The sequence below is a fragment of the Pseudomonas sp. R1-18 genome, from assembly GCF_051132095.1.
In the GTDB taxonomy this organism is placed as follows: domain Bacteria; phylum Pseudomonadota; class Gammaproteobacteria; order Pseudomonadales; family Pseudomonadaceae; genus Aquipseudomonas.
On the sequence record NZ_CP071658.1, the window covers coordinates 3,019,523 to 3,044,990 of the forward strand.

General features: G+C 58.6%; 22 protein-coding genes, 1 tRNA gene and 3 pseudogenes. 16 read left to right on the plus strand and 10 right to left on the minus strand.

Translation table 11 applies throughout. From position 1 onward, the window contains the following. Positions 1–2 precede the first annotated feature (2 nt). Entirely contained in the window at positions 3–1,229 is a 1,227-nt protein-coding gene (locus J3P77_RS13870) for an RtcB family protein (RefSeq protein WP_434677190.1), read from the minus strand. 200 nt (positions 1,230–1,429) lie between these two features. Between J3P77_RS13870 and rtcR the strand changes: the two genes are divergently transcribed. Continuing rightward, entirely contained in the window at positions 1,430–3,031 is a 1,602-nt protein-coding gene (gene rtcR / locus J3P77_RS13875; protein WP_434677191.1) for an RNA repair transcriptional activator RtcR, read from the plus strand. 27 nt (positions 3,032–3,058) lie between these two features. Here the strand turns inward: rtcR and J3P77_RS13880 are convergent, their stop codons facing one another. Beyond that, on the minus strand, positions 3,059–5,113 hold the full coding sequence (locus J3P77_RS13880; protein WP_434677192.1) for a PAS domain-containing protein: 2,055 nt from the start codon (positions 5,111–5,113) through the stop codon (positions 3,059–3,061). Positions 5,114–5,223: 110 nt separating this feature from the next. Here J3P77_RS13880 and J3P77_RS13885 point away from each other — a divergent pair, with 110 nt between their 5' ends. Both J3P77_RS13885 and J3P77_RS13890 read left to right on the plus strand, forming a co-directional pair. Further along, positions 5,224–5,496 carry a hypothetical protein gene (locus J3P77_RS13885; RefSeq protein ID WP_434677193.1) on the plus strand — a complete coding sequence of 91 codons (273 nt, stop codon included), beginning with the start codon at positions 5,224–5,226 and terminating at the stop codon, positions 5,494–5,496. A gap of 98 nt (positions 5,497–5,594) precedes the next feature. Then, complete coding sequence (locus J3P77_RS13890; RefSeq protein WP_434677194.1) at positions 5,595–7,418, plus strand: NAD(P)/FAD-dependent oxidoreductase; 1,824 nt, start codon at positions 5,595–5,597, stop codon at positions 7,416–7,418. Between the two features lie 75 nt (positions 7,419–7,493). Here the strand turns inward: J3P77_RS13890 and J3P77_RS13895 are convergent. From J3P77_RS13895 to J3P77_RS13910, 4 genes and pseudogenes are all read right to left on the minus strand, one after another. After that, positions 7,494–7,705, minus strand: a pseudogene (locus tag J3P77_RS13895) (MFS transporter); the annotation flags it as partial. Positions 7,706–7,956: 251 nt separating this feature from the next. Further along, complete coding sequence (locus tag J3P77_RS13900) at positions 7,957–8,838, minus strand: methyl-accepting chemotaxis protein (protein WP_434682017.1); 882 nt, start codon at positions 8,836–8,838, stop codon at positions 7,957–7,959. A 24-nt stretch (positions 8,839–8,862) separates the two neighbouring features. Next, a pseudogene (locus tag J3P77_RS13905) lies at positions 8,863–9,585 on the minus strand (MCP four helix bundle domain-containing protein); the annotation flags it as partial. A 319-nt stretch (positions 9,586–9,904) separates the two neighbouring features. Then, positions 9,905–10,051 (minus strand): annotated as a pseudogene (locus J3P77_RS13910) (AraC family transcriptional regulator); the annotation flags it as partial. Positions 10,052–10,283: 232 nt separating this feature from the next. Here J3P77_RS13910 and J3P77_RS13915 point away from each other — a divergent pair. From J3P77_RS13915 to J3P77_RS13935, 5 genes are all read left to right on the plus strand, one after another. Continuing rightward, complete coding sequence (locus J3P77_RS13915) at positions 10,284–10,880, plus strand: chemotaxis protein CheB (RefSeq protein ID WP_434677195.1); 597 nt, start codon at positions 10,284–10,286, stop codon at positions 10,878–10,880. Between the two features lie 470 nt (positions 10,881–11,350). Next, positions 11,351–12,592: a cation:proton antiporter gene (locus tag J3P77_RS13920; RefSeq protein WP_434677196.1), complete on the plus strand. Its 1,242-nt coding sequence runs from the start codon at positions 11,351–11,353 to the stop codon at positions 12,590–12,592. Positions 12,593–12,617: 25 nt separating this feature from the next. Next, positions 12,618–13,313, plus strand: coding sequence for a glutathione S-transferase N-terminal domain-containing protein (locus J3P77_RS13925; protein WP_434677197.1), 696 nt, complete (start codon positions 12,618–12,620; stop codon positions 13,311–13,313). Next, the gene (locus tag J3P77_RS13930) at positions 13,310–14,023 is read left to right on the plus strand and encodes a glutathione S-transferase family protein (protein WP_434677198.1); all 714 of its coding nucleotides are present in this window, start codon (positions 13,310–13,312) and stop codon (positions 14,021–14,023) included. Before J3P77_RS13925 ends, J3P77_RS13930 begins: the two co-directional genes overlap by 4 nt. A 309-nt stretch (positions 14,024–14,332) precedes the next feature. Next, complete coding sequence (locus J3P77_RS13935; protein WP_434677199.1) at positions 14,333–14,614, plus strand: hypothetical protein; 282 nt, start codon at positions 14,333–14,335, stop codon at positions 14,612–14,614. 92 nt (positions 14,615–14,706) lie between these two features. Here the strand turns inward: J3P77_RS13935 and J3P77_RS13940 are convergent, their stop codons facing one another. Next, positions 14,707–15,717 (minus strand): chemotaxis protein CheB, encoded by a 1,011-nt coding sequence (locus J3P77_RS13940; protein WP_434677200.1) that lies wholly within the window; start codon positions 15,715–15,717, stop codon positions 14,707–14,709. A 257-nt stretch (positions 15,718–15,974) separates the two neighbouring features. Between J3P77_RS13940 and J3P77_RS13945 the strand changes: the two genes are divergently transcribed. Next, positions 15,975–18,080, plus strand: coding sequence for a TonB-dependent receptor (locus tag J3P77_RS13945; protein WP_434677201.1), 2,106 nt, complete (start codon positions 15,975–15,977; stop codon positions 18,078–18,080). A 105-nt stretch (positions 18,081–18,185) separates the two neighbouring features. Here J3P77_RS13945 and J3P77_RS13950 read toward each other — a convergent pair. Then, positions 18,186–18,276 (minus strand) — tRNA-Ser (locus J3P77_RS13950). Between the two features lie 174 nt (positions 18,277–18,450). Here J3P77_RS13950 and J3P77_RS13955 point away from each other — a divergent pair. The 7 genes from J3P77_RS13955 to J3P77_RS13985 all read left to right on the plus strand — a co-directional run bounded on the left by J3P77_RS13955 (position 18,451) and on the right by J3P77_RS13985 (position 22,724). Further along, complete coding sequence (locus J3P77_RS13955) at positions 18,451–19,122, plus strand: Bax inhibitor-1/YccA family protein (RefSeq protein WP_434677202.1); 672 nt, start codon at positions 18,451–18,453, stop codon at positions 19,120–19,122. Positions 19,123–19,224: 102 nt separating this feature from the next. Then, the gene (gene tusD / locus J3P77_RS13960) at positions 19,225–19,617 is read left to right on the plus strand and encodes a sulfurtransferase complex subunit TusD (RefSeq protein WP_434677203.1); all 393 of its coding nucleotides are present in this window, start codon (positions 19,225–19,227) and stop codon (positions 19,615–19,617) included. 1 nt (position 19,618) lies between these two features. Next, positions 19,619–19,981: a sulfurtransferase complex subunit TusC gene (tusC, locus tag J3P77_RS13965; protein WP_434677204.1), complete on the plus strand. Its 363-nt coding sequence runs from the start codon at positions 19,619–19,621 to the stop codon at positions 19,979–19,981. Next, positions 19,981–20,280: a sulfurtransferase complex subunit TusB gene (tusB, locus tag J3P77_RS13970; protein WP_434677205.1), complete on the plus strand. Its 300-nt coding sequence runs from the start codon at positions 19,981–19,983 to the stop codon at positions 20,278–20,280. Before tusC ends, tusB begins: the two co-directional genes overlap by 1 nt. Continuing rightward, entirely contained in the window at positions 20,277–20,612 is a 336-nt protein-coding gene (locus J3P77_RS13975) for a TusE/DsrC/DsvC family sulfur relay protein (RefSeq protein ID WP_434677206.1), read from the plus strand. The genes tusB and J3P77_RS13975 overlap by 4 nt, the downstream gene beginning before the upstream one ends. Continuing rightward, a complete protein-coding gene (locus tag J3P77_RS13980) occupies positions 20,609–21,610 on the plus strand; it encodes a glycosyl transferase family protein (protein ID WP_434677207.1) in 1,002 nt (333 codons plus the stop codon). The genes J3P77_RS13975 and J3P77_RS13980 overlap by 4 nt, the downstream gene beginning before the upstream one ends. Positions 21,611–21,719: 109 nt before the next feature. After that, positions 21,720–22,724: a glutathione S-transferase family protein gene (locus J3P77_RS13985; RefSeq protein WP_434677208.1), complete on the plus strand. Its 1,005-nt coding sequence runs from the start codon at positions 21,720–21,722 to the stop codon at positions 22,722–22,724. A 56-nt stretch (positions 22,725–22,780) separates the two neighbouring features. Here the strand turns inward: J3P77_RS13985 and cysG are convergent, their stop codons facing one another. Both cysG and serS read right to left on the minus strand, forming a co-directional pair. Continuing rightward, positions 22,781–24,175, minus strand: coding sequence for a siroheme synthase CysG (gene cysG / locus J3P77_RS13990; RefSeq protein WP_434677209.1), 1,395 nt, complete (start codon positions 24,173–24,175; stop codon positions 22,781–22,783). Then, positions 24,176–25,456 (minus strand): serine--tRNA ligase, encoded by a 1,281-nt coding sequence (serS, locus tag J3P77_RS13995; RefSeq protein ID WP_434677210.1) that lies wholly within the window; start codon positions 25,454–25,456, stop codon positions 24,176–24,178. Positions 25,457–25,468 lie beyond the last annotated feature (12 nt).

Consider the following 25,468-nt stretch of genomic DNA (forward strand, 5'->3'; position numbering starts at 1 on the left):
CCTTACCCCTTCACGCACACGACCTGACGCAAGGTATGCACGATTTCCACCAGATCACGCTGCGCGGCCATGACCTTTTCGATGTCCTTGTACGCCATGGGGATCTCGTCGATGACCGCTGCGTCCTTGCGGCATTCCACATGCGCGGTCGCCCGCACCTGATCCTCGACGGTGAACATCGCTTTCGCCTGAGTGCGGCTCATCACCCGGCCCGCGCCGTGGGAGCAGCTGCAGAATGCTTCTTCATTGCCCAGGCCACGCACGATGAAGCTTCTGGCGCCCATGGAACCCGGGATGATCGCCATTTCTCCCTTTTGCGCAGACACCGCGCCCTTGCGGGTGACGATGATGTCTTCGCCAAAGTAAGTGCCGCGTTCGATGTAGTTGTGATGGCAGTCCACCGCAATCAAGCGTGCCTCGAACGGCTTGCTGATCACCGTGCGGGCCGCGTCGAGCACGGCCAGCATCATGACCGCGCGGTTTTGCCGCGCGAAATCCTGGGCCCACTCCACCGCTTCGACATAGTCGCTGAAACCACGGGTTCCTTCTTCCAGATAAGCCAGGTCGCGATCCGGCAGGTTGACCATGTGCGCACGCATGTCCTGCCGGGCCTTTTCGATGAAGTACGAGCCGATTGCGTTGCCGACGCCGCGCGAGCCGGTGTGCAGCATGAACCACACATGATCCGCTTCGTCCAGGCACACTTCGACGAAGTGGTTGCCGGTACCCAGGGTGCCGAGATGCTTGTGGTTGTTACTCTTCTTGAGCACCGAATGCTTGGCGACGATGTTGTCGAAGCGACCCTTCATCGCGCCCCATGCCTGATCCACCCGGGCCGGTGCGACGTCCCACGCCCCCTTATCCCGACCATTGCGCCCGGACGTACGCCCGTGCGGCACCGCCTTTTCGATCGCCAAGCGCAGGCTTGCCAGGCTGTCCGGCAGGTCAGTGGCGCGAAGCGACGTGCGCACCGCGGACATGCCGCAACCCAGATCCACGCCAACCGCAGCTGGAATGACCGCGCCCTTGGTGGGGATCACGCTGCCGATGGTCGACCCCTTGCCCAGGTGAACGTCGGGCATGACGGCCATGTGCTTGAAGATGAACGGCATCTGCGCGGTGTTCATCAGTTGCTGCCGGGCGCCGGCATCCACCGGCACGCCGCGCGTCCACATCTTGATGGGTTTACCGGCGTGGCCGTCGAGCAATTCGTAGTTTTGGGTGGTCATGTCTGCTTCCTTGGTCAATACCTGATGCAGGAGCTATAGCGATACTCGTGCCAGAATTCGGAACAGGACTCTTTAAACAGAAATATCCTTTATAAACAATTGGTTAGCTAAAAATAGAATGTCCAGCGCGTGATTTGGCTTGCAGATGATGTTTCACGACGTATCCTCCGGTCTCGAATCTAGATTTCAGGATAGACACCATGTCGGGCAAGCCAACGGTCGCGATCGGAATCCTCGGCTCCAAACTGGACAAAGGCGACAAGGGCGAGATGCGCTGGAACAGGTGGCGCCCGACTCTCTCCCTGTGTCAACAACCCGATCTGGTCATCAACCGACTGGAGCTGATCCATGCCGACGTGGAGCGCGACACGGCGCTTGCCGAACAGGTCAGAGCGGACATCGCACAGGCGTCTCCCGAGACCGAGGTACGGCTTCATCCCATGGCGATGCGCAACGCCTGGGATTTCGAAGAGGTATACGCCTCGCTGCACGATTTCGCCACGGCCTACGCCTTCGATACCGAGCGCGAGGATTACCTTGTGCACATCACCACCGGCACGCACGTTCAGCAGATCGTCTGGTTCCTGCTCGCCGAATCCCGCCACGTGCCCGCGAAACTTCTGCAGACCAAGCCTTTGGGTCACCAGGACAAAACGGCGACGCCGGTCGGCAAACACGTCGTGACCGATCTGGACCTGCAACGGTACGACCAGATCGCCAAACGCTTTCACGAGCAGCAACTGCATGGCACCGACCTGCTCAAATCGGGCATCGCCACCCGCAACGCCGCGTTCAACCGCACCATCGATCAGGTCGAGCGGGTTGCCGTTCGTTCCAGAGCACAGATTCTGCTGCACGGGCCAACCGGCGCGGGCAAGTCGTTTCTGGCGCGGCGCATTTATGAACTCAAACGCGGCCGCCATCAGGTCGATGGCCGCTTCGTGGAGGTGAATTGCGCCACCCTGCGCGGAGACTCGGCGATGTCCACTCTGTTTGGGCATACCAAAGGCGCATTCACCGGAGCCCAACAGGCTCGGGACGGATTGCTGCGCAGCGCGCACAAAGGCGTGCTGTTTCTCGACGAGATCGGCGAGTTGCCGCTGGACGAACAGGCCATGCTGCTCAAGGCTGTCGAAGAAAAACGCTTTTTCCCGATGGGTTCGGATAAGGAAATCGAATCGGACTTCGTCCTGCTGGCGGGCACCAACCGGGACTTGCGCAAGCGCGTGGCCGAAGGCCTGTTCCGTGAAGATCTGCTGGCGCGCATCGATATCTGGACGTTCCACCTGCCTGGCCTGGCCGAGCGCACCGAAGACATCGAACCCAATATCGATTTCGAACTGCAACGGCATGCTCGTGAACAAGGCCGCCTGGTGCGCTTCAACGCCGAGGCGCGGCGGCGATACTTGTCCTTTGCGACATCCGGCGAAGCGCTGTGGACAGGCAATTTCCGCGAGCTTTCGGCCTCAGTGACCCGAATGGCGACGCTGGCAGACAGTGGACGCATCGATACGGCACAGGTTGACGACGAGATCGCACGCCTGCAGAGCAGCTGGGGAAATGCCCGAACAGCACTTTCTTCGTCCACCCAGCTGGTTGGCGCTCATGAAGAAATCGACTTGTTCGACCGTATGCAGCTGGAGTGCGTGATCAATGTGTGTCGCACGGCCAGGAGTCAGGCTGATGCCGGGCGCAAGCTGTTCGAACACTCACGCAAGGCCAAGGACAACCCGAACGATTCCGACCGGATCCGCAAATATCTGGCGCGCTTCGGCCTGAGCTGGGAGCAGATCAGAACCTGACGAAAGCAAGGCGGGAACGACAGACCATCAAGGCGCACCGGCACGGTCCTGATCGTCGCCATTGCCGAGCAACGCGTTCACGCTGGATATCAGAGCATCGAGCGCAAAAGGCTTGGTCAGCACCGCCGTCGAGGGTTGCAACGGGTGATTGTCCACTATGGGGGACTGGGTGTAGCCAGTCATGAACAACACCGGCAATCCCGGCCTGCGCTTGCGACCCGCATCCGCCATCTGCCGGCCGTCCAGCCCGCCGGGCAGGCCTATGTCGGTGACTAGCAGATCCACAGGCATGTCGGACTCAAGCAGCTGGAGACCGGCCACACTGTCAGCGGCCTCGATGACGTGGTAGCCGAAACTCCCCAGCGTTTCGGTGACGAACATGCGAACCGAGGACTCGTCATCCACCACAAGTACTGTCCCGCCTGACAGAACCAGCTCGGTCTCGAACGCTGCCTCTTCCTCGACCGGAACATCGACCTCGGCCTCCTGATAAGGCAGCTGCAGATAAACGCGAGTGCCACTGCCCTGCTCCGACAGGATTTTGATCTGCCCGCCCGATTGCCGGGCAAAGCCGTAAACCATGGACAATCCGAGCCCGGTTCCAGCCCCCACGGGCTTGGTGGTGAAAAACGGCTCGAATACCCTGGAAAGCGTTTCGGGGCTCATCCCCTCACCGTCATCGGCCACGCAGATTGTCAGATAGGTCCCCGGCGAAAGCTCCGGGTCCAGATCGGGCCCCTGCTCAAGCGTCTGATTGAACGTCCGGATGGAAATGACGCCGCTCCCGGCAATAGCGTCCCGGGAGTTGATGCACAGATTGAGCAGCGAGTTCTCCACCTGCGCAGGATCGACTCGACAGTTGCTCAGCGCTGCGGTCAGTTCGACTTTCAGCTCGATGGCCGGCCCGACCGTTCGCCGGATCAGCTCCTCCATGCCGCCGATCAACGCATTCACGTCGGTGTGCACCGGAACCAGCGTCTGGCGACGCGAGAACGCCAGCAATCGATGGGTCAAGGCCGCTGCTCTCTGGGCCGCGCCGTAGGCGACCGACACGTAGCGTTCGACGTCGGCGGTACGCCCCTGACTCAGGCGCAGCTTGATCAGGTCCAGACTGCCCGTGATGCCGGCCAGCAGATTATTGAAATCGTGAGCGATTCCGCCGGTCAGCTGGCCGACCGCTTCCATTTTCTGCGACTGACGGAGCGCAGCCTGGGCCGCCTCGCGCTCGGCCAACGCCTCATCGATGCGAGCTTCCAGTGTGCGGTTCAGATCCAGCAGCGCCCGTTCGGCGTTTTTCCTTGCCGTCACATCAATGGAGGAGCCGATCAGGCCAACGACCTCGCCCGTGTCGCTCAGCAGCGGAGCCTTTGCCGACAGCCAGATCGTCGCAGACCCGTCCGGCATATCGACCCGCTCTTCGATCTGTTCCGCTTTGCCGGTGCGCATGATGCGCTGGTCGGTTTCCATGATCTGGCGGGCCTGGGCTTTGTCCTCCAGAAACTCCAGATCCGTCTTGCCCAGGTAGAACTCGGGCGGCTTGCCAATCAAATCGGTTGTGCCGCGGTTAGCCACCAGCATCCGTCCGTCGCGGTCTTTGGCGTACGCCACGCCGGGCACCGCTGCGGTGAAGGTACGCAGCAAAGCCGACATCCTGTCCCGCTCGGCCTCTGCGGCGCGGCGCGACTCGATGTCCGTAAGCACGCCTGGAAAGCGCACGGCCCGGCCCTCGGCGTCCAGCTCGGCACGCCCATTGGCCTCGACCCATCGGTAGCATCCGCTGTGCTGTCGTACCCGGTATTCACACCGAAACGCGCCGCCGCGCGCCATGGCCTGCTCGATGTCTGCTGCCAGACGATCGACGTCTTCCAGATGGATGGAAGAAAAGGCCTCGGCGATAGGGATTCCGGCCCTGCACCTTTCGGCTGACAGGCCGAACGAGCGCGAGAATCGCTCGTCTGCAGTGACGCAATCGTTGGGGATGTCCCACACCCAGGTGCCAATGATCGCCCCTGCATCCAGCGCCAACTGAAGACGCTCCGACGCGTCAGCTGCGGACTCAAGCGCCTGGGACCGGGACGACAACGCCACCTCCTGAACTGGGGACTCGGAGCTTTCCTGATTCATTCACACCTTCGGCAACCGCTGGGCTATTAAAGCGGAGCATACCTAGCTACATCGCCAAGGCGAAGAAAATGATCATGGCCGACGCCAGAAACGAAAATGCCGCACCGGCGCAAGCCCGGGCCCAGTCATTGATGCCGTACCCGTTACCTGAGCTTTGCAGCATGGGTTGTGCATGGGCGCTGATCAGCGCCGGCTTCATTGTTCTTGTTCTCGGCTACGGTTACGACAGGGGCCGTTCGCAGTTCATATGCAAGTACTGGAACGAGCGCTCTCTGCCCCGCATGACCCTCTGCCATCCACTGCTCCCCGGAACGGCGGCAGAGCTTCGAGCCAAAGCCTGAGCAATACCGCAGCTGCCGCTTTGCACCGGGGCTTCATGAAGACAGCCCAGGTTTGCTCCGGGCAGGCTGTTACAAAAACAACAAGAACGGGAGAACCCATGAACATTGCTACCGAAACACCTCTGCAAACGCCAACTGCTCAGCTCGCGGCCTGGGTCGAAAACCTCGACGAGCGTCTCGGCCAACGTGATGTGGATGGCGCGCTGCAATTGTTTGCCGAAGAGTGCCACTGGCGTGATCTGCTGCTGTTCAGCTGGAACCTGGTGACCCTGGAAGGCAAGCCCGCGATCCGGGACATGCTCGAAACACGCCTGGAACAGACCCGTCCTGAGCAATGGAAACTGGAAGGTGAGGCGACGCTGAACAACGGTGTGCTCGAAGGTTGGATCAGGCTCGAAACAGACGCGGCGCAAGGTAGAGGTTACGTGCGTTTAAAGGACGGCCTGTGCTGGACGCTGCTGACAACCATGCGCGAACTCAAAGGCTTTGAAGAACCCAGGGGCCGCCGACGACCGATGGGTGCCAGGCATGGTCAAGTCCATGCCGACAAACGCAGCTGGCTGGAACGCCGTCATGATGAAGAAGCTTCGCTAGGCATCACTACCCAGCCTTACTGCCTGATCGTTGGCGGCGGCCAGGGTGGGCTGGGTCTCGCCGCGCGGCTCAAGCGAATGGGCGTGCCTACTCTGATAGTCGACAAGGCCGAGCGTCCTGGCGATCAGTGGCGCGGTCGCTACAAGTCGCTGTGCCTGCACGACCCGGTCTGGTACGACCATATGCCTTACCTGCCTTTCCCCGATCACTGGCCAGTCTTCACCCCAAAAGATCAGATTGGCGACTGGCTGGAGATGTATGCAAAAGTCATGGAGCTCAACTACTGGCCGCGTACGGAATGTGTGAGCGCCAGCTTTGATGAGCAAAGTGGCAATTGGAAGGTTGAAGTACGGCGCGACGGTGAGCGGGTAACTTTACAGCCTGCTCAGCTGATCCTCGCCACCGGCATGTCTGGCGTACCCAATGTGCCTGCTTATCCAGGTGCCGAAGATTTCAATGGTCAGCAGCATCATTCCAGTCGCCATCCCGGCGGAGACGCCTGGAGGGGCAAACGCGCCGTGGTCATCGGTGCGAACAATTCAGCTCACGACATCTGCGCCGATCTGGTGGAGAACGGCGCGGAGGTGACCATGGTGCAACGCTCCAGCACTCACATCGTCCGTTCCGACAGCCTGATGGACCTCGTCTTCGGCGGGCTCTACTCTGAGGACGCCCTGGAGTCGGGTTTGACCACCGACAAGGCCGACATGCTGTTCGCCTCGATCCCCTACAAGGTTATGCCGAACTTTCATCGCCCCATCTTTGAGGAGATAAGGGAGCGTGACAAAGACTTCTACGACCGCCTGGAAAAGGCCGGATTCATGCTGGACTTCGGTGACGACGAGTCGGGCCTGTTCATGAAGTACGTACGCCGTGGTTCTGGTTATTACATCGACGTCGGTGCTTCAGAACTGATCGCTAATGGCACGATCAAGCTCAAGAGCGCGCCTGGCCTGGGTGTTGATCGCATCGAAGCAGATGCCGTCGTGCTCAACGATGGCAGCCGACTGCCGGCAGATTTAATCGTCTACGCCACGGGCTATGGTTCGATGAACGGTTGGGCGGCGAAGCTCATTTCCCAGGAAGTAGCTGACAAGGTCGGCCGATGCTGGGGTCTGGGTTCCGGAACTACGAATGATCCCGGCCCGTACGAAGGCGAACTGCGAAATATGTGGAAGCCAACACAGCAGGAAAATCTCTGGTTCCACGGCGGCAACCTGCACCAGTCACGTCATTATTCGCTGTACCTGGCGCTCCAGTTAAAAGCGCGTTTTGAAGGCATCGACACCTCCGTATACGGGCTCGCCGAGAGCCACCAAATCGGTTGAGTCAATGGCGCCCAGTCATTACTGGGCGCCATTCCACAATGTGCCGGACGTGATGCGCGCCCCCAATCGCTCAGGTTATTTCTTATCGCGCGTTCTCAGGCTTTCAGGCAAACCCCAAATCAGAATTGCTGCGGCGAGCAGACTGGTTATGCCGATGAGGTAAAGAGCCGGAGTTGTGCTGCCGGTAACATCTTTTATGAACCCAACCATCACGGACTGACAATGCCGCCCATTTGCCCAACCGTGTTAATTAACGCTATGCCTCCAGCAGCGCCGGCCCCTGCGCCCGTCCCCGTACACCACTCCCCAGCAGCAACAAGTAAGCTTGCACCTGAAGATTTAGCTGCTGAATGTTCGGTCGCATGAGTAACTGTTTCGCTCAAAGAGGGCATCTCGTAAGGTCGTGAACAATGGTAAATGCCCTTCTTTGAGCAAGACGGTTCCCAAGCTATGTTGTGTGGGCGCTTCCGTTACGTCAGCCAGGCTTCCCTGGAGCGTGTGATCGCTGCACATCTTGCATTGATTGCAGGTTCCTGTGTTACATGGCGAATCGCTTGACCAGTCGATTCAGTTCGACAGCGAGCTGAGTCAGCTCGGACGTTGCAATCGCCGTCTGGCTTGCGCCTTCAGAGGCTTGGTTTGACAGATCACGAATGCTCACGAGGCTGCGGTCGACTTCCCTGGCGACTTGGGCCTGCTCTTCCGAAGCTGTCGCAATCAGGACGTTACGCTCAGTGATATTGTCGATGGACTCCGTGATCTCCACCAACGCAGTACCTGCCCCTTGGGCGGTATCGAGCGTCGTCTGAGCTTGGGCATTGGTGTGAACCATTGCCGAGACCGCCGCGTCGGTGCCTTTTTGGATTGAACTGATCATCTGCTCAATCTCGCTTGTCGACTGCTGCGTACGATGAGCCAAAGCCCTGACCTCGTCCGCCACGACTGCGAAACCACGACCTGCTTCGCCAGCACGAGCAGCTTCGATGGCGGCGTTCAACGCGAGTAGGTTGGTCTGCTCGGCGATTGCACGGATTACGTCCAGGACTTTGCTGATGTCATTCGCCATCACAGCAAGTCCTTGAACCTCCTGTGACGCGCCTTCCACCTTCGTGACCATCAAGTTGATCGCCCGCACGGTCTCGTCTACTTTCGTGCGGCCCGCCACGGCGGCAGAGTTGGATCGGGTAGCAGCTTCCGATGCTGCAGCGGCGTTTCTCGCTACCTCTTCTACGGCAGCGCTCATCTCAGTAACCGCTGTGGCGGCCATTTCTACTTCGTTACTCTGCCGCTGCATCCCCTTGTTGGCATCTTCGGTAACAGCGTGCATTTCTTCAGAGGTGGATGCCAGCTGGGTGGATGAGTCGGATATCAAGGACAGCGTGCTTCGCAGGCCTTCTTGCATGACTTTCATGGCCTGCATGAGTCTCGCGAGCTCATCGTGCCCTTGCACCTCAATGACTTCAGTGAGGTCGTTTTTAGCAATGCGTTCAGCTATGGCCAGCGACTGACTGACGGGCCGTGTGATGCTGCGGGTGTACATCAGCGCACAAGCAATCGAAGCTAACGTGCTGAACACGATAAAACCACCGATGGTCAACTTGGCCTGCTCGTAGGAGAGGGAGGCGTCCTCGCCCGCCTTCTTAGCCTTGTTATTATTTACCTCAATCAGGTTCTTTATGCCGCTTTCCATCTCGTCAGCGGACTGTTTCATGGCCTCGTTAGAAAGCTTTACAGCTCGATCCACATCTCCGGATGCTATTAGCGCCAGATACTCATCCTGCACTCGCTGATAGCTAGCGTAGGTCTGCGACAGCTCACCAAACTGCTTGATACCAATCGGGGTAAACATCAGGGGCTCCAGTTTCGCCATTGATGCCTGGACATTCGCTCTGGCGTTTTGTGCGTCGCGCAGAGCTTGAGCCTTGCGTTCTGCTGGCTCAACAGGATTGCGCAGCCTCGCGTTGCTGCCACGAATGCTCACGAAGTCTCTGTCGATAACGCCCAACAGCGATATGCTCGGCACCACGTTAGTTTCGACAAATTTCTCAGAGTCTTTCAGACTTGAAGCCTGCTTGAGAGCGATCAGTCCGAGCGCAATGATCATCAGGCAGAAGAATCCAAAGCACAGCGCGGAGCGCGGGCCTAGGTTGAGTTTTCGCAGCAACATAAATGAAATACCTCTCAATAGATGTCCATGTGTCGCCGCTGCTTCTATGGGCTTAAGCTCCGTTCGTCGGTAAGGGCGGTCTGCGCTGTAAACAGGAGCCCTTGGATAAATCAAGAGTATTGCGAAATGTTTCTCAGGCTCCTGAACAGCTCTAACTGGAGTGTATGCCCTCCCGTGCGTTGCCTCTCGACTATCGCACCTTGACTCGCCTTACCGCCGCCTGTTTCTCCAGCCTTTGACAGCAAGCAAAGAGCGTACCTACCCATGGTGGGCGTTCGAGTCCTCGAAGTTGATCTTTGTTTCGTCTTGGCGACGTCTTCTAGCCGAGCCGCGTCTCAGGAAGAATTCTCGCTGCATCTCGGGCAGGAAGAAGGCCGAGTAAACGCGCATAGTCCCTGCTGAACTGAGTGGCGCTTCTCATACCCACCTGGAAGGCGGCAGCTGTGACACTTCTCGCGCTCGCTACAGCGTCCAGCCCTCCTCGGGATGATGGTCTGAATGCATAACGGTCTTTACTAAATGGACGCCTATTTCCCAGCGGGGGGGCGGTCATAAAGTTTGTCCTGCCAGCGCAGCAAACGACTTACAGGGCAGCGCCCTGCGCCGTACCGTGCGGTCAGCTTTGCAATACCAGACGATCAACAGAGTCCGACCAGATGGGGTTATGCTCCGTCCTGATTCTTAACGTGGCGATGACAATGGAAAAAGGATGGATAGTCGCTGTTGGCGCTTCCGGTGACGCCGGGCTGGAAAACATATGCTCTCTGATGTCGGCTTTGCCTGCAGATCTTGATGCGATTGTCATGATCGTGTTGCATCGGCCCTGGAGTGAACCTAGCCAGCTGCGAGAAGTGCTTTCCAGGCGTTCTGCCATGCCCGTTGTGATCGCATCCCAAGGTGACAGGTTAGCTCCGGGCACCGCTTATATCGGAGAGCCCAGCGTTCACCTGACTTTGCTGGAGCGTCGGTTTGCATTTCTCACTGGGGATCCTGATCGCCTTCACGGCAATCGCACAGTTGATCTGCTCTTTCAATCGGTCGCGGACTGCGGAGGGTCTCAAACGATCGGAGTCGTCCTTTCTGGCTCGCTGGATGACGGCTCACGTGGCCTGGCGGCGATACATAAGGCCGGTGGCACCACCATGGTGGTGAGGTCTCCCACAAAATCTACCAATAGCATGCCAACCAACGCTATCGCTTATGATGGCCCAGTGTCAGTGGTTGGCAGCGAGGCGGAGTTAGCGTTTGCGATCACGCGGCACGTTACCGGCAGTTTTGAGTGCCCTATCCAATAATCAATGTTACAGCTCCAGCACAGCCAAGCTACTGAATTCCCGGAAGCCTCCCGGCCTACGTAACCGGATTCCCTTATAGGCGAATCATGGCGGGCGATCATTCGCGCCCGCGGCTATTAATGTACCGCCTATATCAGCGCGGCTGTGTCGCCACCCTTTACCGTACAGCAGATGAAGTCGTTGCATGAGCTGAAGCAAGCCATCCCGACCTCTGTGGGTTGGCCGCCGCCGTCGCGCCTGGGCTCACTCAGTCGAAGATCAAGAAATCAGCACTAGCTAGCGCTGAAGTAAGCCCCAAGGCAGTGCGTGGTCTGGTTTGAAATAGCAGGGAACCCAAGGTCATCCGCTAGGCTCTACCACCTGGATTACACCGGCGCAGCGCTTTGTTTTCCAAATCGGTAGACGCCGCCCACTCGGTAGCAGCGATCCCCGCTCAGAGCGCTCGCCCTTTCGCATGGAGCTTGCTGCCAATGCTAGACATTATTGCGATATTCCTGTGTATCACCGCGGTGCTCGCCTTCCTCAATCGACGCTTCGTAGGCCTGCCCTCCGCCATAGGGGTGATGGGTATTGCGTTGGGCTTGTCGTTGCTGAATATGTTATCCGATGCTTTAGGCTTTCACGCCTTGCATACGCTTGAGCAATCGCTGGTTGAATCCATAGATTTTTCTGAGTTGTTAATGCAGGGCATGCTGTCGCTGCTGCTGTTTGCTGGCGCCTTGCATGTTGATCTGTCACAACTGCGCGCCTATCGATGGCAGGTTGCCTCCCTGGCGGTGATAGGGACTACCTTATCTACACTTTTCATAGGCTTTGGGCTCTGGCAGTTGTTGTCTTGGACGAATCTGGAACTCCCGCTTTCCTACTGCCTGGTTTTCGGCGCACTGATCTCGCCTACCGACCCAATCGCCGTAATGGGCATCCTGAAATCAGCTGGAGCACCCGGTAACGTTGAACTGGTCATATCAGGAGAGTCGTTGTTCAACGACGGCGTGGCCGTCGTGCTGTTCTCGCTCATCCTGGCCATGATCGCCAGCGGCGAAGCTCCCTCGGTTACCGGCGCTTCGCAACTCTTGCTGGAGGAAGCCGGCGGCGGCGCTTTTTTGGGTGCAATCGTTGGGTATATCACTTACCGGATGCTCAAGAGCATCGATAGCTACCAAGAGGAAGTCCTCATCACCCTCGCTGCTGTGCTGGGTGGATATGCCCTGGCAGCTCATTTACATGTGTCTGGGCCATTGGCGATGGTGGTGATGGGGCTGATTGTGGGTAACCAGGGGCGCTCCTACGCAATGTCCCCACAGACAGAGAAGAATTTAGATATGTTCTGGGAGCTGATTGACGAAATCCTGAACGCAGTGTTGTTCGTACTGATCGGGCTGGAGGTCGTTTTGATCAACTTCTCCAACCCGCTGATCATCACCGGCTTGATGGTGATAGTGCTGACATTGGTGTCGCGACTGCTTACGGTGGGGCTTCCCATCGCAATCCTGGGTAAGCGCTTCCGGCTGCCTGAAGGTGCTTGGAGTGTACTGACCTGGGGCGGACTGCGTGGCGGCATATCAGTGGCGCTGGCTCTTTCGCTGCCCCCAGGCGAGGCTCGCGACGTGGTGGTTTCCCTAACCTACCTGGTGGTGGTGTTTTCCATCCTGGTTCAAGGTATGTCGATAGGCCAACTGGTCAAGCGAGTCATCCCTTGCACCGTAAAATGAAAACTAAAAACCCTTGGGGCATATCATGATTGAACTCTACTACTGGACTACACCAAACGGGCACAAGATCACTATCTTCCTTGAAGAAGCGGAGATCGAGTACAGAATTATTCCGGTCAACATCAGTGCTGGCGAGCAGTTCAAACCAGATTTCCTGGCGATTTCGCCGAATAATCGTATTCCTGCAATCATCGACACTTCGCCGACTGGCGGCGAACAACCAATCAGCATTTTCGAGTCTGGCGCCATTCTTCAATATCTGGCGGAAAAAACCGGGAAATTTTTACCCGACGATCTTTACGGTCGATTCGAAGCTATTCAGTGGGCGCATTGGCAGATGGGAGGGCTTGGCCCTATGGCCGGGCAAAACCACCACTTCGTCCAATACGCTCCGGAGCGTATTCCCTACGCCATGGAGCGTTACATCAATGAAACACACCGGCTATATGGTGTTCTGAATCGGCGGCTGGGCGATCGTGAGTTCATAGCGGGAGCATATTCGATTGCCGACATTGCCTGCTATCCCTGGATCGTCCCGCATGAGAACCAGCAGCAGAACCTGGAGGACTTTCCCCATCTGCACCGCTGGTTCAAAACAGTGCAGGCTCGCCCAGCCGTACAACGTGCTTACGCGCGTGCCACAGAGATCAACCAGAAACCGGTCGTGTCTGACGCATCTCGCGGACTACTGTTTGGCCAGCGAGGGGAGACCTCTCAGTGATTACTCAACTGCGACTATATGATTTGGCTGGTGCTGACGACAGCTGGCGTTTCAGCCCATATTGCTGGCGCGTGCGTCTTGCCTTGGCGCACAAGGGACTTGCGTTTGAAACCATACCGTGGCGTTTCAGTGAGAAGGAGACGATCGCCTTTTCAGGCCAAGGGAAGGTGCCCGTTCTGGTTGATAATGGGCAGTGTGTTGCAGACAGTTGGACTATTGCGGAGTACCTGGATGAGCATTATCCGGAGCGCCCGTCGCTGATGGGGGACGCCTCGGTAGTGGCTCTGACGCGCTTCATTGATCGATGGGTGACGGAAGTGGTGCATCCAGCCCTGGCGCGCGTGATTCTGCCCGATGTTTTTGCGGTTCTGCATGAGAAGGATAAGCCTTACTTCAAGCGAACGCGGGAGGCGGCGTTTGGCCTTTCCCTGGAAGAATTGCGGGCTCAGCACGATGTATACGTGGAAAAATTCTTAAATGTGATCGGACCGCTGCGTAGCACGCTCGCAGCTCAAGAGTATTTAACCGGAGCCGCGCCCGCTTATGCAGACCATATCGCCTTCGCCGCATTTCAATGGGCGCGCGTTGTCAGCTCTAACCGCTTGCTGGAAGAGGCCGACCCAGTCATGGCATGGTGCAATCGGATGTTAGATGCATATGATGGCTTGGCAAGAAACGCTCCGTGCGCACATACCGATAGTGCCATCTAGCGCTAGAACCGTCGTGCCGGATTGGCGGAATCAGCCAGCCCTGCCGTCTGTGCACCTCCTGAAACAGTCCACAGTCGCCCGCCAACCACTTTCGATGCGCCCGCCCGTCGATCAAGGTAGCCCTTGGCAGTGGTTGACAACCGCCTATCGCCAAGGCGGTTGAAACCGTTCCCGTTCAGTGCAAAATCCCCCTCCGCCGAGATGTCGCTATGCGCGAGCTGTCGTCTTTAGACTGAAACTGATCCATTCATGGAAAACCATGATATCGGTGACCTCGGAAGGCACCAGGATCGCAAGACGGAGCTCACGATGCTGAACGACAAATTTCGACTTTTCGCTGGTGTGACGTGGGAAGAGGCTGCCACTCTAAGCAATCACCTATTTGTCGAAGCAGACAAGCTGGACGAACGAGCTGCACTCTTACTGAGGACAACCACGGCTGGCCCTGATGTCTGGGCAGAGTTTGCGTCTGTAAAACGCGCATCTCAGAGCATTCGAGCAGAAGCACAGCGATCATGGCTTCGGGCAACGCTGATACTCAATTCAATTGACCCGAAAGCTGGTAAGGCTGCGCATCAGAAGGTGCATTAATACCTGGGGAAGCCGCGTATTCAGAGCCAGGACTGACAGCCAGGATTGAGAACCAGGATCGTTTCGCGGTTACCCCCATTCCAGCAACCAGATCAGACAGGGCGAAGCTTCGTCAGCAACGCTCGAAGAATACCCTGCTGGCTCTCCAGCCCCTCGCTCGCGGCTTCATACTCCCGTAATGCGCTATTGCGTCCGGCATCTTTGCTACTTTGAATCAGCCGCCCCAGCAGCAACTGCTTTTCGTGCAGCGCTCGAATCGCTACCCATAGAGCTTCCTCAACCGTATCGTCCTGGGCATCGAACAATGCTGCAGCGGTATAGCTGTGCCCCGTATGGCAACGAAAGCGCGGCGGTTTGACCCCCAGCTCCCACAACGCGCCTCCACATTCCGGACAAGACATGCCTGAGACCTTGCCTATCGCGTCCAAGACATATGCTCCGCCTGAACCAGCATCATGAGTAAGATCGTTTTCAGTAGCGTACGGCTCGATACGTCTCTCCTCCAAGGGTGGGGGATTTCTGGCTGCCCGCTGTTGAATGGTTTGCGTCAGAGCATCGCTCAGTTCATTGATTGGCAGACAAACGTCTACCTCAACATGACGAAGAGCGCTTGCCGGCATCGAGGGCGCTTCGGCAGTCTCCGGATCCTGGACGAATGCCAGACCTCCGTAAGCCTTAATGGCTTGAAGGCCAACGACACCATCATCAAGCTCACCTGTCAGGACGACTCCAGTCGCTCTGTCCCCGTAGCTGATTGCGGCGGATCGAAACATGGGGTCAATCGCCGGACGCGCATGGTTTTCTTTAGCGCTCCGGATAAGTCGCATTGAGCCGCGCTGGATCAGCAGATGTCTGTCGGGTGGCGCAACATAAACGCGACCTTTCTCTATTTTTTCACCACATGAGGCAAAACTGACGTCCAGGGAGGTCGTTTTCGCCAGAAGGGTTGGTAGCAGGCTTGGCTGGTCACCTATATGCATCGTTATGAAGACCGCGGCGCACAAATCAGTCGGGAACTGAGCGAGCAGCTCCCGCAGCGCCGCCAGTCCGCCTCTGGAAGTGCCGATTACGATGACTTGGTCCACAAAGCTTTCTTGATGCATGGCTAGTTCCTGGCTGGCTATCTGGCCGCATCTGGCCTCCCGTAGCCTGGCCCCACTCTGAAGCCTCTTCGGGAGCGTCACGTATTTCACATGACACCATTTCACGACCGTTCTGCATGTTCTGATGCGTTTCAGTAAGCGAAGGTTCGAAAAAGTCGTCACGCCTTCGATTGGCGTTCACCAGAAGCCAGCCGTCGATACAATATAACGTTATGATGGTAAAATGTTACTTCATAACGTTTAAGGAAGACGGCTCCATGTACAGATCTGCACGTCCCGCCAGGGTCGGAGTTTTTACCAGCGCAGCGCTGGCCGGCATGTTCTCGTGCGCATCGGTTGCGGCAGAGCAAGCAGGGACAGAAAGCGCCACTGAGCTGGATGCAATTGAAGTTGTCGGTGAAGGAAACAACTCCGGGCCTGTCAAGCCACTCACACGGAGCAAGGTAAGCAGTGCACCGGAAAGCCTGCCAGCTGCGGTATCCACGATCACACAAGAAGACATCCGCACTCTCAACGTCGACCGTGACATTTCCAACATCTATCGCCGTGTGCCGGGCGTCGTGGCTAACAACATCGACCAGGGCGACACCGGTAATGGCTTCCGTATGCGCGGTTTCACCACCAATGGCACTCACGGCGCTGATGTCGCTGTCTACGTCGACGGCGTACCGCAGAACATCCCGTCCAGCCAGGGCGGTGCCGGCCACGGTCCGGTTTTCATGGAATGGCTGACGCCGCAGATGATCAAGCGTGTCGACGTCATCAAGGGCCCCATATCAGCGCTGTATGGCGACCAGAACCGCGCAGGCTCGGTAAACATCGAGACTCTTGACGGGGGGGATGTGGCTTCAAGCATCGGCATGGATATCGCCAGCTTCGATGGCCAACGTGCGAACCTGGTACTGGGTGGTGAACAGGATGGCCTTGAGTCCCTGTTCATAGCAGATACATACAAGACCAACGGCTATCGCAAAGCCGCCGAGACCAACCGCGACAACTACTTCTGGAAGCTCTCGAAGGTGATCGGTGATGCAAAATACTCGGCCCGGTTCAGCCATTACGAGTCGGATTTCAAGAACGACGGCTACCTGAACCTTCCCGCTCTCAAGGCCGGCACGATCAGCCGCCGCGATACAGATAATTTGTATGGCTTTGGCAATGCCAACCGGAACACCTACGTGTTCAATCGGACACCCGCAGAGGGCGAAGAAGGCCTGTACTACACCTCCTACTTCGAAGATTTCAGGCGCGTGCGCGCCATCTCGAACGGCACCAATACCCACAATTACGGCAAGGATGATCGTGACATCTATGGAGGCCGCCTTGCCTACAACTTCGTATACGAAGATTCGGCGGCATTGATGGTCGGCGCTGATGTACGGCGCGACAAGGGCGACGCTTTCCGTCAGCAGTACCGCAACTTCGAACCCACGCAGAACTACTACTTTGACTTTGATATGGATCTGGTGACCTACGGCGTCTTCGCTCAGGGCCAGTACAAGCCAGTCGATTCGTTGAAGCTGCTGGCGGGCATTCGGTACGACCGCTTTGATTACGACATTGAGAACCTGAAGTTCCGCAATGCTGACACGGGCTACCACAGTTCGGTGACCACACCGAAGCTGGGCCTGGTGTGGGCGCCGGCTGCGCAGTTCGAACTGTTCACCAATGCCGCTCAGGGCTTCCGTTCGCCAGCTGCGGAATACATCAGTTCCGGAAACAGCGGCGCGCTGCCACTGAGCGAGACTGGCGGCCGCATCAACAGTAGCGTCCGCCCGAGCAAGGTCACGTCGTATGACATCGGTTTCACTGTGCGCCCGACCGAGCGCCTGTCCAGCACCACCGAGTTCTACTACATCCAGAACGACAGCGAGACGCTGCAGACATCACCAGGCGTCTTTGAACAGGTCAGCGACACGACTCGCAAGGGTGTAGAAACCAGTTTTAATTACCAGGCCACAGCCACGATCAGCACATACGCCAGCTATGGCAGGATCATTGATGCGGTGATCGACAATCCCCCTTCCGGCACCGGCGACCGGTTGGCAGTGCCCGAGCACACCTACAAGGCGGGCGTTCAACATCGCGACTCGTTCATGGATGGCCAGCTGACGCTCAATGCCGACGCCTACCACCTCGCTGGCATTCCCTATTACGTCGGCAGCGGAAGAAAAGAAATGCCGGTCTACACCCGGTATGACCTTCGCGCGTCCTACGACTACGACGCGTACCAGTTCAGCGTCTACGGCACTTTTCAGCCCCACCGCTATGGCACTGAAGTAGCCTATGGCACAAGCAGCGGACTGGTCATTGTTCCGCAGCCATCCACGACCCTGGGCGCGTCAGTCAGGTACTTCTTCTAAGAAAGCCAAGATTGATCGAGGTCTCGCAGGAGCGCGTGCGGGTGGATGACAAATAGCTGTCACAAAAAAGGGCCTAGATCGCTCTAAGCCCTGATTTCATGTGTTTGGCGGGAAACCAGGGATTCGAACCCTGGGAACGCTATTAACGTTCGCCGGTTTTCAAGACCGGTGCATTCAACCACTCTGCCAATTTCCCGATGCATCTCGTGTGAGGCGCGCAGTTCGCGTCGAGGATGAGACCATACCTCCACTGCGTTGCGGGCGCCATAATACCGGAATGAAACACGCTGTCAAACTCTCCAGGTGGCCCGTCGCAGCGCCTCTGTTATGATCTTTGCAACTCAACATTTCAACAGTAAGGAGTTTCGCCATGCGCGAACAGGATTACGCCCTTAAAACAGGCATGCAGGCCGACCAGCTAGAGGTTAGTCGTGTCCTGCGCAACACCTACGGCCTTCTGGCCCTGACCCTCGCCTTCAGCGGTGTGATGGCGTTCGTTGCCCAGCAGATGCGCGTCGGGTACCCGAACATCTTCGTCGTGCTGATCGGCTTCTACGGTCTGTTCTTCCTCACCAACAAGCTGCGTGATTCGGTCTGGGGCCTGGTTTCGACCTTCGCACTGACCGGCTTCATGGGCTTCCTGCTCGGCCCGATCCTCAACCGTTACCTGGGCATGGCCGGCGGCGCTGAAGTTGTCAGCTCTGCGTTCGCCATGACCGCACTGGTTTTCGGTGGCCTGTCGGCCTATGTGCTGATCACCCGCAAGGACATGAGTTTCCTGGGTGGTTTCATCACCGCGGGCTTCTTCGTACTGCTGGGCGCCGTGCTGGCCAGCCTGTTCTTCCAGATCAGCGGCCTGCAACTGGCTATCAGCGCGGGCTTCGTGCTGTTCTCCTCGGTCTGCATCCTGTTTCAGACCAGTGCGATCATTCACGGCGGCGAGCGCAACTACATCGTGGCGACCGTCAGCCTGTATGTGTCGATCTACAACCTGTTCGTCAGCCTGTTGCAGATCTTTGGCATCATGAGCCGCGACGACTGATCATCGCTACGCTTCAACAAAAAGCCCGCTTATGCGGGCTTTTTGCTGTCCGTGAGGAATGAATTCTTTATCATTGGGCATGATTCGCCGACCGAGCCACCGATGAAATTCGCCATTTCCGTGTTTTCCCCGGCCCATGCGCCTTCCTCCAGACGCGCCCTGCTCTTCGCAAAGGCCACGCTGGCAGCGGGCCACGAGATCGTGCGCCTGTTCTTTTATCAGGACGGCGTGCACAGCGCTTCGGCCAACGTCGTGACGCCGCAAGATGAACCGGACCTGCCGCGCCAATGGCGGGACTTCGTTATCGAACATCAACTCGATGGCGTGGTATGCATCGCTGCCGCCCTGCGCCGGGGCGTGCTGGACACTCAGGAAGCGGAGCGCTACCAGCGCTCGGCGGCCAACCTGTCCGCCCCGTGGGAGCTGTCCGGCCTGGGACAACTGCATGATGCGGTCCAGAACGCTGACCGACTGATCTGCTTCGGAGGGCCTTGATATGCCCAAATCCTTACTGATCCTCAGCCGCCAATCGCCGTGGTCCGGGCCCGGCGCGCGCGAAGCGCTGGACATTGTGCTGGCAGGCGGGGCCTTCGATCTGCCCATCGGCATGCTGTTTCTCGATGATGGTGTCTTCCAGCTCGCACCCCGGCAGGCGGCCGCTGCGCTGGAACAGAAAGATCTGACCGCCAATCTCAAGGCGCTGGAGATGTTCGGCGTCGAAGACCTGTATGTCTGTTCGCAAAGCCTTGCCGAACGAGGGCTCGCCGGCATGGACCTTGGCAGCGAAGTCAATCGACTGGACGACGGGGCCGAGCTGTCGGCGCTTCTGGAACGCTATGACCAGGTGATCACGATCTGATGGCTACTCTACACGTACTTTCTCATTCCCCTTTCGCCGACACGCGCCTGACCAGCTGCCTGCGAATGCTTGGCCCGGCCGACGGCCTGCTGCTCAGCGGTGACGCGGTTTACGCCCTTTCGCCCAGCAGTTCGCCCTGGCAGACGCTGCAAGAGCGGCTCGGCAGCGACCGGTTGTTTGTGCTGGAAGAAGACATGAGCGCACGCAATATCCAGACTCCGACCGGCGTTACAGCCGTGGACTACCCCGGATTCGTGGCGCTGTCCGTTCGCTTTGACCGGGTCAACAGCTGGCTATGAAACAACTTATCGTTGCAGACCGCACCATCGCTCTCGACAAGGACGGCTTTCTTGCGGACCTTGGTGACTGGTCACTCGAAGTGGCGCATGCGCTCGCGGATCAGGAAGGTATCGCCCTGAGCGGCGAGCATGTCGAAATCCTGCACCTGTTGCGTGACTTCTATGCTGAATTTCAGCTTTCGCCGGCGACCCGGCCGCTGATCAAATACACCGCGTTGAAGCTGGGCGCGGACAAAGGCAACAGCATGCACCTCAACCGCCTGTTCAATGGCACTCCCGCCAAACTTGCCGCCAAGCTGGCGGGCCTGCCCAAGCCGACCAATTGCATATGAACGATTACGCTCCACTGGTTACCGAAACCCCTGCCGAGCACCCGTTTGCAGAGTTCGTCCGCATTCTGGGCAAAGGCAAACGTGGCGCCCGCAACCTCACGCGGGAAGAAGCGCGCAGCGCCATGGGTATGTTGCTGGATGGCAAGGTTGAAGACACTCAGCTCGGCGCTTTTCTCATGCTGTTGCGGCATAAGGAAGAAAGCGCAGAGGAACTGGCCGGCTTCACCGAAGCGTTGCGTGAGCGTTTGAGCGCCCCGCCGCTTCAGGTCGACATCGACTGGCCGACGTATGCTGGCAAAAAGCGTCATTTGCCGTGGTACCTGCTGGCAGCCAAGTGCCTTGGCCAGAACGGTGTGAAGGTGCTGATGCATGGCGGCGGTGCGCATACAGCCGGGCGTCTCTACAGCGAACAGTTGCTTGGCCTGTTGAACATTCCGTTGTGCCGCGACTGGCAGGCGGTCGACGTTGCGCTCCGGGAGCAGGGTCTGGCCTTCGCCCCGCTGGCTGACTGGGCACCACGTCTACAGCGCATGATCGATCTGCGCAACACGCTCGGGCTGCGCTCGCCTATCCATTCGCTGGCGAGAATCCTCAACCCGCTCTCGGCACGCTGCGGCCTGCAAAGCATCTTTCATCCCGGTTATCAGAGCGTGCACCGCGAGGCGAGCCGCCTGCTCGGCGACAACGTTATCGTCGTCAAAGGCGACGGCGGAGAAATCGAGATCAATCCGGACACCATCAGCCACTTGTACGGCACCACCGCAGGCCAGGCCTGGGATGAGGAGTGGCCCGCCCTGTCTCCAAGGCGGCACGTCAAGCCAGCGAGCCTGGATCCGCAGCAACTGGTGGCACTATGGCGCGGCGAACTGGAGGACAGCTATCCGCAGCTGGCGCTGATTTCGACGATTGCGCTGGCGTTGCGTGGGCTCGGCGTTGCCCGTGCAGAAGCGTTTGAACAGGCTGAACAATTCTGGAAAGCACGCAACATCAACCTCTGACTGATCAACATTATCGATGGAAGCAGGCGAATCTTTGCTCTTTTCGTTCGAACCAATCCATTTAGACTGGCCTCCAAGATTTACTACTTGATGATTGGAGTCAGAAAAAATGGGCCTCCTGGTCGAAGGACACTGGCGTGACCAGTGGTACGAAAGCAGCAAAGACGGCGCCTTCCAGCGAGAAAACGCCCAACGTCGCAACTGGATAACTGCCGACGGCGAGCCGGGTCCGACCGGCGAAGGCGGTTTCAAGGCGGAAGCCGGACGCTATCATCTTTACGTCTCTCTGGCCTGCCCGTGGGCGCACCGGACACTGATTGTGCGCAAGCTCAAAGGCCTGGAGCAGTTGATCGACGTTTCAGTTGTCAGCTGGTTGATGCTGGAGAACGGCTGGACTTTCGATGAGGACAAAGGCTCCAGCGGCGACGCGCTTGATGGGCACCAGTTTCTTCATCAGCGCTATACGACTGACGATCCTCAATACACCGGACGCGTCACCGTGCCGCTACTGTGGGACAAGAAGCTGCGGCGCATCGTGAGCAACGAATCTGCCGAGATCATCCGCATGTTCAACTCGGCGTTCGACGAACTCACCGGCAACCGTCTGGACCTCTATCCGACGGAGCTGCAAACGCAGATCAATGCGCTCAATGATGAAATCTATCCAAGCGTGAATAACGGCGTATACCGGGCAGGCTTTGCCACTTCTCAGGGTGCTTATGAAGAAGCCTATGACGGCCTTTTCGCTGAATTGGAGACGCTGGAGCAACGGCTCGCCGAGCATCGGTATCTTGCTGGCCAGCATCTGACCGAGGCCGATATACGCCTGTTCACCACCATCGTGCGCTTCGATGCGGTCTATTACAGCCACTTCAAATGCAACCAGCGGCGCATTGCCGACTATCCGAACCTGAGCAACTGGTTGCGCGAGCTGTATCAATGGCCGGGTATTGCCGAGACGGTCGATTTCCAGCACATCAAGGGGCATTACTACGGCAGCCATCGCACCATCAATCCGACAGGGATCGTACCCAAGGGACCGGCGCTGAACTTCAGCGCTGCCCATGATCGCGAGCGTCTGGCGGGTAAAGGAATCATGCAGCGGCAGGAATGAAGCGTCTTATAAGCAGATTGGCTGGATAGCCCGAACGGGCTATCCAGTGTCCGTGATCACAAGGTGCCTTGGGCGCCTTCGAACCAGGCCAGTTTTTCGCGCAACTGGACCACTTCGCCGATGATCACCAGCGTCGGCGCATGAACTTCATGCTCGGCAACCAACTGCGGAAGGTCCGCCAGCGTACCGGTGAAGACCCGCTGATTCGACGTCGTGCCCTGCTGCACCAGTGCGGCGGGCGTTTCCGCTGCCCGACCGTGCCTGATCAGTTCCTCACAGATCACCGGCAACCCGACCAACCCCATGTAGAACACCAGAGTCTGCGCGGGCGCCACCAGGTCGGACCATGGCAGATCCGTGGTCCCGTCCTTCAAGTGCCCCGTAATGAAACGCACCGACTGAGCATAATCGCGATGGGTCAGCGGTATCCCGGCGTAAGCAGCGCACCCGCTGGCAGCCGTGATGCCCGGCACCACCTGAAACGGGATGCCGTGGGCTGCCAGCTCTTCGATTTCCTCGCCTCCGCGCCCGAAGATGAACGGATCGCCACCTTTGAGCCGTACGACTCGCTTGCCCTGCTGCGCCAGTTCAACCAGTTGCTGGTTGATCTGATCCTGGGGCACCGCATGCTCGGCGCGACGCTTGCCGACATAAATTCGCTCGGCGTCGCGCCGGCACAGGTCGAGTATCGCCGGTGCCACCAGGCGGTCGTAGAGCACCACATCGGCCTGTTGCATCAAGCGCAGAGCGCGAAAGGTCAGCAGATCGGGATCGCCCGGCCCGGCACCGACGAGGTAAACCTCGCCCGGCGCCTTGGGCGCGTCGCCGGCGATCTTCGCTTCCAGCAGCCGCTGCGCCTCGGCCCCTTGCCCGGCCAGCTGGCGATCGGCAATCGGCCCTTGAAACACGTCCTCCCAGAACGCCCGACGCTGCTGAACGTCCGGAAACAGGCCTTTTACCTGATGACGGAAACGCGCTGCAAGGCCGGCAAGCTGGCCATACGTGGACGGAATCCAGGTTTCCAGCTTCGCGCGGATCAGACGTGCCAGCACCGGCGCATCGCCGCCGCTGGATACTGCGATCACCAAGGGTGAGCGGTCGACGATGGCCGGAAAGATCACAGAGCACAGCGCTGGCGCGTCGACCACGTTGACCGGCACGCCACGGGCCCGCGCGTCGCGGGAAACCTGGGCGTTGAGTGGCTCGTCATCCGTGGCAGCGATGATCAGCACGCAGTTGTCCAGGTCGCGTTCCTCGTAACCCCGCAGGATCAGCTCGCCGCCACTTTGCTCCACGAGGTCGCGCAGCTGCGATTCGATCTGCGGCGCCACGACCCGCAACAGCGCACCGGCATCGGCGATCAGGCGGGATTTACGCAGGGCAATTTCGCCGCCGCCGACCACCAGCACTTGGCTGCCACGCAGGTTATGGAACAGCGGCAGAAATTCCATTTAGCCGATGACCTCAAGGCCGCTCATGTAGGGCTTCAGCACCTCAGGCACGCGAATCGAACCGTCGGCCTGCTGATAGTTTTCCAGCACGGCCACCAGCGTACGCCCGACTGCCAGACCCGAACCGTTCAGAGTGTGCACCAGTTCCGGCTTGCCGGTTTCCGGATTGCGCCAGCGTGCCTGCATGCGGCGCGCCTGGAAATCACCGCAGTTGGAGCAGGACGAAATCTCGCGGTATTTGCCCTGACTCGGCACCCATACTTCCAGGTCATAAGTCTTGACCGCGCTGAAGCCCATGTCGCCGGTGCACAGCGCCAGCGTACGGTACGGCAGCTCCAGCAGCTGCAGGACGCGCTCGGCGTTGGCGGTGAGCGATTCCAGCTCGTCCATGGACTGATCCGGCGCCACGACCTTGACCATCTCGACCTTGTCGAACTGGTGCTGGCGGATCATGCCGCGGGTATCGCGCCCGGAAGCACCCGCTTCACTGCGGAAGCAAGGCGTATGTGCGACGAACTTGAGGGGCAGTTCCTTCGCGTCGAGAATCTGACCGGCGACGATATTGGTCAGCGATACCTCGGCAGTCGGGATCAGGTACAGATCGGCTTCGCCTTCGCGGGAGATCTTGAACAGGTCTTCCTCGAACTTCGGCAGCTGACCGGTGCCCTGCAGCGCAGGCGCCTGAACCAGATACGGTGTGTAGGCTTCTTCGTAACCGTGCTCGTTGATGTGCAGGTTGATCATGAACTGCGCGAGTGCGCGATGCAGCCGGGCGATAGGGCCGCGCAGCAGTGCGAAGCGCGCGCCGGACAGTTTCGCGGCGGTCTCGAAGTCGAGCCAGCCGAACTTCTCGCCCAGCGCGACGTGGTCCTTGACCTCGAAATCGAACTCGGTCGGAGTACCCCAGCTGCGCACCTCGACGTTGCCGTCTTCGTCAGCGCCAACCGGCACCGATTCGTGCGGCAGGTTGGGGATGGTCAGCAACATGGCGTCCAGCTCGGCCTGGATGCTGTCCAGTTCGGCCTTGCCGTCGGTAAGCTCGGAGCCCATGCGCTCGACGTCCGCCATCAACGGCGCGATATCTTCGCCGCGCTGCTTGGCCTGGCCGATGGATTTTGAGCGGGCGTTACGCTCGGCCTGCAATTGCTCGGTGCGGGTCTGCACGACCTTGCGCTGGGCCTCCAGCGATTCGATGCGGGCCACGTCCAGCGTGTAGCCTCGGGAAGCCAGGCGGTCCGCTACGTCCTGAATGTTCGTACGTAACAGTTTGGAATCGAGCATATCGTTCTCTCG